Origin of the sequence: Granulicella sp. WH15, from assembly GCF_009914315.1 — a bacterium.
Taxonomy (GTDB): domain Bacteria; phylum Acidobacteriota; class Terriglobia; order Terriglobales; family Acidobacteriaceae; genus Edaphobacter.
Map to the genome: position 1 here is coordinate 4,015,840 of NZ_CP042596.1, position 13,314 is coordinate 4,029,153.

The window sequence follows — 13,314 nt, forward strand, 5'->3', positions numbered from 1 at the left end:
CATAAATAGCGATAGGGGAGCTGATTGGATGAGCGCGAAGGGCAGACTGGTCCGCTGGATCGCATTCTTCATCACCCTCGGTCTGCTGGGATACAGCCTCAGCGTGGCTCTCTGGGCTTCGCCACCCGATGCGGACCAGGGCAACATGATTCGCGCCTTTTATTACCATTTTCCGAACTGGATCGGCGCTTCCGTCTTCCTTCCTCTGAATCTGATTGCGTCTGTGGCTTACCTGATCCTGCGAAACAAAGACACTACGGCTGCAATCCAGGCAGACGCACTAGCACTTGCCACGGCTGAGATGGGCGTTCTCTACTGCACCCTCGGTCTTGTATCGGGTTCTCTCTGGGGCAAGGAGGAGTGGGGAATCTGGTGGACATGGGATGCCCGCCTGACGACCACGCTGATGCTTTGGGCGATCTACATCAGTTATCTGCTCGTGCGGCATGTAAGCTCCGGCTCGAATCGAGCGACCATCTGCGCCGTTCTTGCAATCTTCGGGTTCTGCGATATCCCTATCGTTTACATGTCGACCCGCTGGTGGCGCACGCAGCATCCCGCTCCCGTATTTGGCGGCGAAGGCTCTATCGCTCCCAGCATCGCCCTCCCTGTCTGGTGGAATGTGCTCGCCTGGGTTGCATGGGGACTTCTGGTCGCCAGCGTCCGGTATGCAGCCGAGTTACGTCGCCAGCAGAATGAAGAGGCAGAGGCGTTGGATATGATTCGCTCACTGGAAGGTCAGGAATCGCAACATGCATAACATCCTGGTCTTCCTGCCTGCTATTTTTCCGTTCGATCCCGCCATCGACACGCCCCTGGGCCATCGAAACCTGGTGCTGATTTACGACCTGACATGGGGTTTGCAGTTCGGTTATGCCGTATACGCCATTTACACCTGGCGAGTGGCCAGCAGACAGAAGCCACCTCAAAAGTAACGAAACATTACTCCCTGGAGCTTAGGCCCATAGAAACGGGGCGAAACTCCAAGCGCAGACGTACCCGTCCAGATACCCATTTCCACCCCAAACAGCCGTAAACTGATGCGATGGACAAGTTTGTTGTACGCGGCGGCAATCCGCTTCTCGGCACCATCAAAGTCTCCGGCGCAAAGAACTCGGCGCTGCCCTGCATGGCGGCCGCCATCCTCACCGAAGACGAGGTCATCCTCGAAAATATCCCGCAGGTGCAGGATATCGAGACCGAGCGCAAGCTGCTGGTGTCGATGGGCGCGGAGGTCCAGCTAGGCTACGGCCGCGCGCAGCACCGCACCCACATCCGCTGCGCCCTGCTCTCCGACCCCGTCGCCAAGTACGAGATCGTGAAGACCATGCGGGCCAGCTCGCTGGTGCTGGGGCCGCTCATCGCGCGGACCGGCATGGCGCGCGTGGCGATGCCGGGTGGATGCGCCATCGGCGGACGCCCCATCGACCTGCACCTGAAGGCGCTCGAAGCGATGGGCGCGAAGATCACGCAGGACCACGGCTATCTCGAGGCGCGCGCGGACCGTCTGCGCGGGGCGCACATCGTCTTCGACAAGATCACCGTGACGGGCACAGAAGATATCCTGATGGCCGCCGTTCTCGCGGAGGGCGAGACCCTGCTCGAGAACTGCGCGCGCGAACCCGAAGTGACCGACTTGGCCGCCTTGCTGACTGCGATGGGTGCGGAGATCGAAGGCGCGGGTACATCGACGATCAAGGTAAAGGGCGTGGCCAAACTGCACGGCGCACGCCACCGCATCAACCCCGACCGCATCGAAGCGGGCACGTTCCTGCTGGCGGGTGCGATTACGGGCGGCGACCTGAACGTGGACTGCTGCAACCCAGACCACCTGGGCGCGCTGCTGCTGAAGCTGGAGCAGTGCGGCGTCAAGATCGACGTCGGCGAGGACCACGTGCGCGTGCGCTCGGGCGGCACGCTGAAGGCCGCCGATATCTCGACCGAGGAGTACCCCGGCTTCCCGACCGACATGCAGGCGCAGTTCATGGCGCTGGCCACACAGGCCGAGGGCACGACGACCGTGACTGAGAACATCTTCGAGAACCGTTTTATGCACGTGCAGGAGCTGAACCGCATGGGCGCGAACATCACGGTGCAGGGCCGGGTGGCGACGGTGCGGGGCAAGACGCCGTTGCAGTCGGCGGCGGTGATGTGCTCGGACCTGCGGGCGTCGGCGTCGCTGGTGCTGGCGGCGCTGGTGGCCGATGGCGAGTCGATTTTGGACCGGGTGTACCACATGGATCGCGGGTACGAACGGATTGAGGAGAAGCTGCGCGGAGTTGGCGCGCAGATTCGTCGCATGGGCGACGTCTTCGCCAAGAAGTAGCTGAAAGAAGAAACACGCGCAGCGTCCAAAACCCCACGAAGTGGTGCCCGCCCGGCATGAGGGCGCTTTTGCTGTTGCTTATGAGCAAAAGACGTCCTGCCGGACGGGCCCGCTACGCGCAAAGCGGGCGTTCACACGCCTTTTTAAAGCTTCGCGTGGTCCTCCCGTTGGTCGGGAAGAAAATCTACAACCCGGCCCGCGTCTCTTCGGCCATGTAATCCACCACCGCCTTTAAATCTCCCGTCTCGCGAAAGACCTTCAACTGCCGATCCGCCCCCGACCCACGCTCCAGCATCGTGTGGATATACCCAATCTGTTCCCGGCACCCCAGCTCATCCAGCACATCATCCACAAAGGCCAGGTACTCCTCCTCGAAGAGCTGCCGGACGGGCACCTCAATCTGCTTGCCGAAGTCAATCAGCTTGCCATCGAGCCCATACCGCACCGCCCTGAACTTGTTCTCCATAATGAGCGCCCGCGAGTACTGCCGATAGTCGAGATTGCGCGAGTGCAGCAGCCAGAGCTTCGCCGCCGTCGCCTGAATCAGCGCGGCAATCGCAATCGACTCCTCCGCCCGCAGAGGAATATCGCAGATCCTCACCTCCACCGTATCGAAGAAAGGATGCGGCCGGATGTCCCACCAGATCTTCTTGGCGTTGTCGATGCAGTTGGTGCGGATCAGCAGGTTCACATAGCTCTCAAACTCCGAGTAGCTGGCAAACGTATCGGGCAGATTAGTACGCGGAAAGTTCTCAAAGACCTTGGCCCGATAGCTCTTGTACCCGGTCTCCATCCCCAGCCAGAACGGCGAGTTGGTCGAGAGTGCAAGAATATGCGGCAAGAAATACCTCAACGAGTTCATCACCCGAATAGCTGCCTCGCGGTCCTCGATGCCGACGTGAACGTGCAGGCCGAAGATAAGGTTCGAGCGCGCTACCAGTTGCAAATCTTCAACCACCTGCGCGTAACGCGGATCGGGATAGATCTCCTGCGAGCGCCAGTCGGCGAAGGGATGCGTAGCCCCGGCCACCAGCCGCAGTCCATGTTCTTCGGCCAGGTTGATCATGTTGCGGCGCAGGTCGTAGAGATCCTCCTGCGCCTCCTTGATATTGCGGCAGACACGCGTACCCACCTCGATGACGGACTGGTGCATCTCGGCCTTGACGCGCTCCTCGAGCCGCAGTTTGCCCTTGGCCAGCATCTCGGTCGCAATGTGCGAGCGCAGATCCCGCGTCTCCGGGTCGATCGTCTGGTACTCCTCTTCAATACCCAGCGAAAATGTGGGACGCATCCAACCTCCAGACAAAAAACCCAATGCAGATAAGGTAGACAGAAATAAGTAACAATAAAAGTACTTTTTCGCCTTGATCCAGCCTTTATCCGTCTTATCCGCGTTGGGCTTTTCCTAATCTACTTCTTCCTGGCAACGGGCTTCTTCTTCGCCGCCGACTTGGCCGCTTTCTTCTCGTCCTTGTTCTCGACCTTGGCCGGACTACCGTTCAAGAAGCTCGCCCAGTTCAGCTCCGGCAGCCTGCCCGCGTGCTTCGCCTTCTTGACCGCCAGCTTGGCTACCGTGTTGACAATCCACTCGAAGCTCTCCTTGCCGACCGAGTGCAGGTCCGCGTCCGGCGCGGGGTTCATGAAGTCGATGGCGTAAGGAACACCGTCCTCGACGGCAAACTCGACCGTGTTCAGGTCGTACCCCAACGCCTTGCAGAGAGTGAGTGCGTCCTTCTTCACCCGAGCCAGCAGCGTCGGCGAGTAGCGCGGCGGGTCTTGGATATACCGCTCATGGTGCGGCCGCCGAGGATCGTAAGACATGATCCGCACCTCCGACTGTCCAACCACGTAGCAGCGGAAATACTCCTTGAAGTTGACCGCCGCCTGCAGCGTCATGCACAGGTCGCGCGTCTGGTCGTAGGCGTGGAAGAACTCCTCGGGTGAGTGGACGTGAAAGACGTCGCGCCAGCCGCCGCCGTCGTGCGGCTTCAGGAAGGCGGGGAACTTCACGTAGTCGAAGATATCCTGCCAGTCCAGCGGGTATTCGAGGTTGCGCAGGCTGCTCTCGTCGATATCGCGCGGAAAGGCCTTGTGCGGCAGCAGCACCGTGCGCGGCACGGCGACGCCCAGCTTCGCGGCCAGCGCGTAGTTGAAGAACTTGTCGTCGGCCGACCACCAGAAAGGATTGTTGATGACCTGCGTGCCCGTAAGCACAGCGTTTTTCAGGTAAGCCCGGTAGAAGGGCAGGTCGTGCGAGATGCGGTCCACGATCACCGAGTAGCCCGAAGGCTCCCCCATTTTGAGGCCGCCGACCTCGACGAACTCAGCCCGAATGCCGTCGATCTCCATCGAGTTGATCCGCTCGACCAACGCACCGGGAAAGGTGTTCTCCCGACCGAACAACACGCCGATTTTTTTCATCTCACGCTCCAGATTGCAGCTTCGGTTGCAGTCTCGCACGCCTGCGTTACAGATAAGTCCGTACCATCCGCCTCCACCACTCCCACTCGTGGCTGGCCCCGTCGCCCCATACGTCGAGCCGACAGGGGATGCCCTTAGCCCACATGATGGCGGCCAGCCGCTCGTTCTCGTCCCAGCAGTGATCGTGGTGCCCCGTGGCCAGCACGTACGTCCCCCTACGATAGCGGTCGAGAAACCAGGAGTCGGTCATGTTGGGCAGGTAGTGCGTCGGCAGGTTGAAGTAGCAATCCTCGTCGTAGTAGCCGCGCAGAAAGCCCGATACATCGAACGCGCCGCTCATCGAAAGAAAGCCGGAAAAGACATCCGGGTGTCGCAGCGCGATGTTGGCCGCGTGGTATCCGCCGAAGCTGCAACCCACCGCCGCCAGCGTGGGCGCGGGGTTGCGCTGCCGGATGAAGGGCAGCACCTCGTTCATCACGTAAGCCTCGTACTGCATGTGGCGGGCGATGCGCCAGCGCGGCGGCACGTCGCGGTTGTACCAACTCTCGCCGTCAACCGAGTCCACGCAGTAGAGCTGCAACCGGCCCGCCTCGATCTCGCCTGCGACCGAGCCGACCATGTCACGGTCCTCAAACTCGTAGAAACGCCCGCACGAGGTAGGAAAGACCAACGCGGGCAGCCCCGCATGGCCAAAGACAAGCAGCTCCATATCCCGGCCCAGACTGGGCGAAAACCACCTGCGATAGTCCCGCTGCATCCACACGCCCCTCTGCTAGTCTTGAGCCATCGTACCGTACCCTCGGCATCTGATATATTTCTAAGTTCGTTCCACTGTTTGCAGGAGTTGTTCCCGATTTGCCGACCACCGATTTTTCGCAATCCAACCAGTTTTTAAGCTCCAGCCAGCCCTTGCAGCTCATTGCCGATCCGTACGCCGAGACGGCCGTGTCCGAACCAGAGCCTGAGCCGTTGCGCCTCAGCATCCAGCCTGCGGCGGAGGAGACCGATGCCATGCCGCGTCTGGAGCGCTACACGATGCAGTCGGCGATCCTGCCCGACGCCCGCGAGGTCGCGGTCTACCTGCCCACCGCCTACGCCCGCGAGCCCGAGCGGCGCTTCCCCGTCTTCTACCTGCACGACGGCCAGAACCTCTTCGACGGTCGCAAGTCCTACATGGCCGGGCACACCTGGCGCGCAGGCGAGACCGCAGACCGCGAGACCTCCGCAAACTCCATCGAGCCAATAATTCTTGTCGGTATCGCCAACGCGGGGCTGCATCGGCTGGACGAGTACACCCCCACGCGCGACGCCAAGATGGGCGGCGGCGAGGGCAGCCGCTACGGGCGGCTGCTGATCGAGGAGCTTAAACCCTTTATCGACAAGCACTACCGCACCCGGCCCCAGCCCTCCGAGACTGCACTGGGCGGCTCCTCATTGGGCGGGCTGATCTCCCTCTACCTGGGGTTCACACGGCCGGATATCTTTGGCCGCCTGGCCATCCTCTCGCCCTCCATCTGGTGGAACCAGCGCAGCATCCTGCCGCTTCTGGCCGAGACGGCGACGAAGCCCGAACTGAAGATATGGCTCGACATCGGCACCGCCGAGGGCTCACGCCACGTCCGCGACACCGATCGCCTGCACCGTCTGCTGCTCGAGCGCGGCTGGAAGGACGAGGTCGACCTCCGCTACCGGCGTTATCCCAACGCCGTCCACAACGAAGACGCCTGGGCGGATCGGTTCGACGAAGTTTTACAATTTCTATTTCCCAGGCTGTAACCTGATGAATCTATAAGGGATGTAGCACTGGAAACGTAGATTCCGGCCACTTTCGCATTGCAGAAATCCGGATTTTCTACCATACTTAGTTGTTGGGTTGTGTTGACTCAGGATGGACGCCGCCCGCTTTGAACAGCGGCCAGGGCTTCCGATCAGCTTTTCACTTCGCCCAAACAGACCGTTTCTTTGAGAGGTTTCCCAAGTGTTGATGATTCGTTTGGCGCGCGTTGGAGCGCGTAAGCAGCCCCACTACCGCATTGTTGTGATCGAGAAGGACCGCGCCCGCAACGGCCGCTCCGTAGAAGTCGTGGGCACCTACAATCCCCGGACGAACCCCGCGACGGTCAACCTGAAGCACGATCGCATCGACTACTGGACCGGAAACGGCGCGCAGCTCTCGGATCGCGTGTCCAAGCTGCTGGCTGCGACGCCCGCGGTAGCCGTTGAAGCTGTCCCCGCAGCCTAGTCTCCGCATCCTTCTACCACTTTCGTTGGAAGAATTAAAGCAGTTTGCTTTCGTTTCTCTCTCGCCGATTGTCTGGTCATCACGTAAACTCGAGTGCAGATAATGCCAGACAGGCGTTATTGCATAGTTCCACTCCAGGCGGTTTCGGTTTCGACGGGTATACCTGTTTCGACAGTCACACCTGGAGTTGAACCGTGGTGCGATGCATCGATCGTTTTTCGTTTCTCTTGACATCCTTGCTTTAGACGAGGCATCAGAGAGGTGCAGGGCGGTGCATTCGCTACTCCCAAGGGGCACTCGATGAACGAATTTCCTCCAAGCGGCACGAGGGATGATGTTGCGCGCTCGATGGTAGAGCTGATCCGCAATCTGGCGCGCGCTCTCGTAGACAATCCCGAACAAGTTGAGGTCGAGGCTATTCTCGACAGCGACTCCACCTTGCTGCGTTTACGCGTGGCGCAAGCCGATCTCGGAAAAGTTATCGGAAAGCAGGGCCGAACCGCCCGCTCCATCCGAACGATTCTTGGAGCCGCCAGTATGAAGGCGCAGCATCGATTTGCGCTGGACATACAGCAGCACGGCCTGGCGAGAGAACCTCTCTCCTCAGACCTGACCGAATCACCCGAGGCCTGACCCATCCCCACTCACGCTCGGCACATCCTATGACTGAAAACCCGCCGCAATGGATCGTACTGGCGCAGCTGCTACGGCCCCAGGGGCGCAAGGGAGAGCTGTTGGCCGAACTCCTGACCGACTTCCCCGAGCGTTTTGACGATCAGCCGCGCGTCTTCCTCGCTCCGGCAAACTTTGCCGGTAGTGAGGATGCCGCGCGGCGAGCGACCATAACCAGCTTCTGGCTGCCCGTGGGCCGGAACGTCGGGCGGATCGTGCTGGAGTTCGCAGGCATCGACTCGATCACGAAGGCCGAGGCACTGAACGGGCTGGAGGTCATCGTGCCCGCCGAGGAGCGGCTGGAGTTGGATGAGGAGTCCGAGTACATCGCCGACCTGATCGGCTGCGCGGTCTATGACGGCGACCGTCGCATCGGCACGGTAGAGGGAGTCGACTTCCCCACCACGCCCGACGGCGCGCGCAGGCTCGAAGAGGCTGCTCCGCTGCTGACGGTGCTCGGCGAAGACGGACTCGAAGTGCTGATCCCCTACGTCAAGGCGTATCTCCGAGAGGTATCGGTCGAGGCCAAGCGGATCGACATGACGCTGCCGGTGGGCTTAGTAGAGCTGAACCGCTAACACCCTTCACGCGAAGCGTCCAGTACCGCACGAAGTGCCGCCCGCCCGGCGCAAGGGCGCTGTTGCCTGTTTTTGGTTGTCATTCAGGAGCGAAGCGGAGGAATCTGCTTCTGTTTTTGCTTGTCCGGTACTCTGGTTATGCCCATGCAATTCGACATCATCACGATCTTTCCGGAGTTCTTCTCCGGCCCACTCGACCACGGCGTGCTCCGCCGGGCGATCAAGAGCGGCATCTGTTCCGTGGCCACGCACGACCTGCGCAGCTTCACCCACGACCGCCATCGCACCGTGGACGACCGCCCCTTCGGCGGCGGCGAGGGTATGGTCCTGAAGCCCGAGCCGATCTACGACGCCGTCTTCTCCCTCGGCATCACCCCCAAGGCCACCCGCAACACCACCAAAGAGACCGTAGTTCTGCTCTCCGCGCAGGGCCGCCCCTTCACTCAAGCGATGGCCCACGAGCTGGCCACGACCGAGCGCGTCGTCTTCCTCTGCGGCCGTTACGAGGGCGTCGACGAGCGCATCAACGACCTGCTCTGCGACCGCGAGATCTCCATCGGCGACTACGTCCTCTCGGGCGGCGAGCTGGCCGCAGCCGTCATCATCGACTCGGTAGTTCGCCTGCTGCCGGGCGTGCTCGGCAACCCCGATTCGGCCCGCTTCGAGAGCTTCGGGGCCGACGACACCGGCAACGCGCACGAGCCCGGCGCGGTCCCGCCCTCGACCCACGGCTCCGGCGGCCTGCTCGACTACCCCCACTACACCCGCCCGGCGGAGTTCCACGGCGTCCCCATCCCCGAGGTGCTGATGGGCGGCAACCACGACCAGATCCGCCGCTGGCGCCGCCAGATGGCCCTGGCCAAGACGCTGCGCAACCGCCCCGAGCTGCTGAAGGGCGTGGCGCTCTCGGCCGAGGATCGCCGCTATCTGCAAACGCTCTCCCCCGAAGCCGACCTGCAAGGATAAAGCAAGTTTTACCGTCCCTTGGCTGGATTTTGATGTACACTGAAGACTCGACATTCGTATAGGAAAGTAGTCATGTCCATTCATCCCATCATGCAGAAGCTGGCCGCGAAACTCGAGCGGACCGATATTCCCCCGTTTGCGCCTGGCGACACCGTCCGCGTGCAGGTCAAGATCAAGGAAGGCGAGAAGGAGCGTCTGCAGGCGTTCGAGGGCATGGTTATTGCCCTGCGCCGCGGCCCCCAGGGCACCTTCACCGTTCGCAAGATGAGCTTCGGCCAGGGCGTCGAGCGCATCTTCCCCTTCAACTCGAAGGTCGTTGACAAGGTCGAGAAGGTTCGCTCCTACCAGGTTCGCCGCTCGAAGCTCTTCTACCTCCGTGGTCTGCGCGGCAAGGCCGCCCGTCTGCGCGAGGTCGAGCGCAAGATCGTCAAGTAACACTGGTTCCGCAGAATCAAAGGCCACGGCTCCTCGAATCTCGAGAGCCGTGGCTTTTTCGTGCGTCTGCTGGCTACGACTCGAAACACTGCCCGTAAAGCTCTTCGGCGTCCGCCTGCGTCAGTTCACGCGGGTTGTTCCTGAGCAGCCGCGTCACCGTCATGGCCGCCATGGCCATCCGTGGAATCGCGCTGCGGTCCAGCCCGTGCTTGGCCAGATCGGCCACGACGCCGCACTCCCGAGCCAACTGCCGCAGCTTTTCGACGCCCGCCGCAGCCGTCTCCCTATCGGTCTGGCCCGCCTCAACCCCTAATGCCAGAGCGACCTCCGCATGGCGAGTTGGCGTCGCGAGCGAGTTGAACGCGAAGACCGGCGGCAGCAGGATCGCGTTCGAAAGCCCGTGCGCCAGGTGAAACTCGCCGCCCAGCGGGTACGCCAGCGCGTGGACCGCCGCCGTGTTGACCGGCCCCAGGCACAGCCCGCCGTAGAGGCTCGCGCGCGACATCCCCTCCCGGGCCTCGAGGTCGTCCGGCTGGTTCACTGCGCGCACAATGTAGCGGCTGGTCAGCCGTATTCCCTCGAGCGCATAGAGGTCCACCAGCGGGTGCGCGAAGTTGTTAGTGTAGGCCTCAATGCAGTGCGTCAGTGCATCCAGCCCGGTCGAGGCAGTCACGGCAGCGGGCATACTGACGGTCAGGGCCGGGTCGATGAAGGTCGCGTCCGGCACCAGGTACGGGCTGATGACGCCCTTCTTCAACTGCGCCGCCTCGTCGAGCAGGATCGCGTTCGGTGAGACCTCGCTGCCGGTCCCCGAGGTCGTCGGCACGCAGACCAGATGGCAGCGCCGCGAGCCCAGCAGGCCGATCCCGAAGGTCTCCTCCACCGTCTGCTCGTTGTTCACGAACGCCGCGACCAGCTTGGCGGTATCGAGCGCGCTGCCCCCGCCGATGCCCAGCACGCACTCCGTCTTCGCCGCACGCGCACGGGCCACCGCCGCATGAAACATGGCCACGGTCGGCTCGCTTCCGATGGTGGAGTCGATGGTCACGGTGCAGCCTTCAAGCTGCGTGGCCAGAGCCTCAGCCTTCGCATGAAACGAGGGCGACGTGACGATGTGAATGTTGCGCGTGGGCAGCGCGGCCAGGTAGCTCAGGCAGTCCACGATGCAGCCCGATCCGAAGGTCAGCCGATCCGGCTGCAAAAACGTAATAGTTCGCATCACCCTATCGTAAAGGCTTGTCCTGCCGGACGGGCCTCCTGCGCGGAGAGCGGGCGTTTACACGCCTTTTTACTGCTTCGCGTGGTCCTCCCGTTGGTCGGAAACAAAAACTCTTGCTCCGATCAACGGGAGAATCTCATCAGCCGAGCTGCTCCAGCCCCGGCGGCAGAGTCATCCCCGCAGCCTCGCCCGGAGTAGCCGCCATCTCAAAGGTCACCGTCGCTCCCTGAGCGATTTCCGCGTGCTGGAACCACATCCTCTCCTGCTTTTTGCCGTCAATCGAGATCGACCGCACATACTGGTGCGCCGGGTCCGTGCGCTTCACGACGATCCGCAGCGCCTTGCCGTTGCCCAGATCGACCGAAGCCCGATCCACCAGCGGCGACCCCACGATGTACGTTCCACTCGCCGCGTCCACGGGATAGAACCCCAGCGCGCTCATCAGGAACCACGCCGACATCTGCCCCACATCCTCGTTGCCCTGCATTCCGTCGGGCAGCGGCGCATACATCGTCTCCATCAGCGAGCGCACGCGCGCCTGCGTCTTCGCCGGAGATCCGGCATGGACGTACAGGTACGCGATGTGATGCGAGGGCTCGTTGCCGTGCGCGTACTGCCCCACCATTCCGGCGATATCGGGCGGCGCATCGTCCGGCAGCGTCGAGGGCACGGTGAACAGCGAGTCTAGTTTGACGGTGAAGGCATCTTTTCCGCCAAGCGTATCGATCAACCCAGCCACATCATGCTGAATCGCAAACGTGCTCTGCCACGCGTTCGACTCGGTGTAGTCGCGCCACTTCTTCGAGTGCCCCAGCGCAATCGGGCTGAACGGCGACGCCCAGCTTCCATCGGCCATCTTCGGACGCATGAAGCCGGTGCTCTTGTCGTAGTAGTGCTTGTAGTTTTTCGACCGCTCCACCAGCAGCTTCACATCATCCGTCTTGCCCAGGTGCTTGGCCACATGCGCGATCGACCAGTCATCGTAGCAGTACTCGAAGGTCTTCGAGACCGACTCCTCTTCCTTGTCGGCGGGGATGAACCCGAGCGTGCGATAGTACCCCAGCCCGCGGTAGTCCTCGACCATCGCCCGCTTCATCATCTGCGTATAGGCGGCGTTGTAGTCGATCCCGGTAAAGCCCTTGGCGCACGCCTCGGCGATCACCGCCGCCGAGTGATACCCGGTCATGGTGCCCGTCTCGCGGCCGTACAGCGGCCACACCGGCATCCCCGCCGGGCTCTGCTCCGCCATGCGGATGAGCGTGTTCATGAACCCCGGCACGCGCTCGCGGTCGATCAGCGTGTACACCGGATGCGCCGCGCGATACGTATCCCACAGCGAGAAGGAGGTGTAGTTGCGGCCACTGTCGGGCAGCGTGTGCACCGCGCCGTCCATGCCGCGGTAGCGCCCGTCCACGTCGTCGAAGAGCGTCGGCCCCAGCGAAAGGTGGTACAGCGCCGTGTAGAAGACCTTCTTGCGGCCCTCATCGGCAAACGTCGCATTGACCTTGCCGATCTGCCGCCGCCACTTCTCCTCGGCCTCGTGCCGCACCTGCGCGAACTCCCACGCCGGAATCTCCGCCCGCAGGTTCTTGCCCGCACCCTCGGCGCTCACGCCCGAGATGCCCGTCTTCACCAGGATCTGCTCGCCTGCGCGCGTCTCGAAGTAGAGCACGCACTTCAGGTTCGCGCCCGCCAGCTTGCCGCTTGTAAGCGAGACCTCGGCATCGTCCTTGAAGTAGACGATCTTCTTCGGTGTCTTCGAAAACTGCATCGTAAAGAACGCCTTGCGCCCCTTCGCCCAGGCGTTGGTCACATGCCCGCCCGCCAGCGTATCGGGAGCCACCTGCTCCAGCTCCGCCGACTCCACCAGCGACTTCCCCTTCTCGGCCGTGGCGTGGTGCAGATCGAGGATCAGGTAAGCCTTCTCGCTCTTCGGAAACGTGTAGCGATGAATCCCCGCCCGCTCCGTGGCCGACAGCTCCGCCTTCACCCCGTAGTCCTTCAGCAGCACCGAGTAGTACCCCGGCGACGCCACCTCCTCGGCGTGGCTAAACCGCGAACGATACCCCTCCTCGGGATGCTCCCGCGTACCCGGCACCAGCTTGGCCTCGCCGGTCCCGGCCATCACCAGAAAGTCGAGCAGGTCGTTGCAGCCCGTGCCGCTCAGGTGCGTGTGGCTGAAGCCCATGAGAGACTCATCCGACACGTGGTAGCCCGAGCACCAGTCCCAGCCTTCATCGAAGGTATCCGGGCTAAGCTGCACCGCGCCAAACGGCACCGACGCCCCCGGATAACAGTGCCCATGCCCACCTGTTCCGATCCGCGGATCTACCCAGCGCAGCAGGTCCTCACCCGTGCCCTCTGCCGCAAACGCAACACTCTTGACTGACATCAACGAAGCAGCCGCCATCGCCGCCGAACCGGCGCCGAGAAACTTCCTACGATTCATCCTCAA

14 protein-coding genes are annotated in these 13,314 nt (G+C 62.3%); 9 read left to right on the plus strand and 5 right to left on the minus strand.

The features are described 5' to 3' along the window. The first annotated feature begins 28 nt into the window (after positions 1-28). The 3 genes from ccsA (at position 29) to murA (ending at position 2,326) form a co-directional block, all read left to right on the plus strand. Positions 29-760, plus strand: a complete 732-nt coding sequence (gene ccsA / locus FTO74_RS16705; protein ID WP_162539156.1) for a cytochrome c biogenesis protein CcsA — start codon at positions 29-31, stop codon at positions 758-760. Continuing rightward, positions 753-935, plus strand: a complete 183-nt coding sequence (locus FTO74_RS16710; RefSeq protein WP_162539157.1) for a hypothetical protein — start codon at positions 753-755, stop codon at positions 933-935. The genes ccsA and FTO74_RS16710 overlap by 8 nt, the downstream gene beginning before the upstream one ends. Before the next feature lie 110 nt (positions 936-1,045). Further along, positions 1,046-2,326: a UDP-N-acetylglucosamine 1-carboxyvinyltransferase gene (murA, locus tag FTO74_RS16715; protein ID WP_162539158.1), complete on the plus strand. Its 1,281-nt coding sequence runs from the start codon at positions 1,046-1,048 to the stop codon at positions 2,324-2,326. Between the two features lie 184 nt (positions 2,327-2,510). Here murA and FTO74_RS16720 read toward each other — a convergent pair whose 3' ends face one another. The 3 genes from FTO74_RS16720 to FTO74_RS16730 all read right to left on the minus strand — a co-directional run bounded on the left by FTO74_RS16720 (position 2,511) and on the right by FTO74_RS16730 (position 5,504). Further along, a complete protein-coding gene (locus FTO74_RS16720; protein ID WP_162539159.1) occupies positions 2,511-3,617 on the minus strand; it encodes a carboxylate-amine ligase in 1,107 nt (368 codons plus the stop codon). Between the two features lie 119 nt (positions 3,618-3,736). Then, entirely contained in the window at positions 3,737-4,747 is a 1,011-nt protein-coding gene (locus FTO74_RS16725; protein ID WP_162539160.1) for a hypothetical protein, read from the minus strand. A gap of 46 nt (positions 4,748-4,793) precedes the next feature. Continuing rightward, entirely contained in the window at positions 4,794-5,504 is a 711-nt protein-coding gene (locus FTO74_RS16730) for an alpha/beta fold hydrolase (RefSeq protein WP_162539161.1), read from the minus strand. Positions 5,505-5,602: 98 nt separating this feature from the next. Between FTO74_RS16730 and FTO74_RS16735 the strand changes: the two genes are divergently transcribed. The 6 genes from FTO74_RS16735 (at position 5,603) to rplS (ending at position 9,640) form a co-directional block, all read left to right on the plus strand. Continuing rightward, positions 5,603-6,523, plus strand: a complete 921-nt coding sequence (locus FTO74_RS16735) for an alpha/beta hydrolase-fold protein (RefSeq protein ID WP_255462343.1) — start codon at positions 5,603-5,605, stop codon at positions 6,521-6,523. A 208-nt stretch (positions 6,524-6,731) separates the two neighbouring features. Further along, positions 6,732-6,989, plus strand: a complete 258-nt coding sequence (gene rpsP / locus FTO74_RS16740; protein WP_162539162.1) for a 30S ribosomal protein S16 — start codon at positions 6,732-6,734, stop codon at positions 6,987-6,989. Between the two features lie 300 nt (positions 6,990-7,289). Next, positions 7,290-7,622 carry a KH domain-containing protein gene (locus FTO74_RS16745; RefSeq protein ID WP_255462344.1) on the plus strand — a complete coding sequence of 111 codons (333 nt, stop codon included), beginning with the start codon at positions 7,290-7,292 and terminating at the stop codon, positions 7,620-7,622. A gap of 29 nt (positions 7,623-7,651) precedes the next feature. Continuing rightward, positions 7,652-8,239 (plus strand): ribosome maturation factor RimM, encoded by a 588-nt coding sequence (gene rimM / locus FTO74_RS16750; protein ID WP_162539163.1) that lies wholly within the window; start codon positions 7,652-7,654, stop codon positions 8,237-8,239. Between the two features lie 144 nt (positions 8,240-8,383). Further along, a complete protein-coding gene (gene trmD / locus FTO74_RS16755) occupies positions 8,384-9,205 on the plus strand; it encodes a tRNA (guanosine(37)-N1)-methyltransferase TrmD (protein WP_162539164.1) in 822 nt (273 codons plus the stop codon). 72 nt (positions 9,206-9,277) lie between these two features. Then, on the plus strand, positions 9,278-9,640 hold the full coding sequence (rplS, locus tag FTO74_RS16760; protein WP_162539165.1) for a 50S ribosomal protein L19: 363 nt from the start codon (positions 9,278-9,280) through the stop codon (positions 9,638-9,640). Between the two features lie 73 nt (positions 9,641-9,713). On the opposite strand, the gene FTO74_RS16765 is transcribed toward rplS, so the two are convergent. Together FTO74_RS16765 and FTO74_RS16770 are read right to left on the minus strand one after the other, a co-directional pair. Continuing rightward, on the minus strand, positions 9,714-10,859 hold the full coding sequence (locus FTO74_RS16765) for an iron-containing alcohol dehydrogenase (protein WP_162539166.1): 1,146 nt from the start codon (positions 10,857-10,859) through the stop codon (positions 9,714-9,716). 139 nt (positions 10,860-10,998) lie between these two features. Beyond that, complete coding sequence (locus FTO74_RS16770) at positions 10,999-13,308, minus strand: GH92 family glycosyl hydrolase (RefSeq protein ID WP_162539167.1); 2,310 nt, start codon at positions 13,306-13,308, stop codon at positions 10,999-11,001. Between the last annotated feature and the right edge of the window lie 6 nt (positions 13,309-13,314).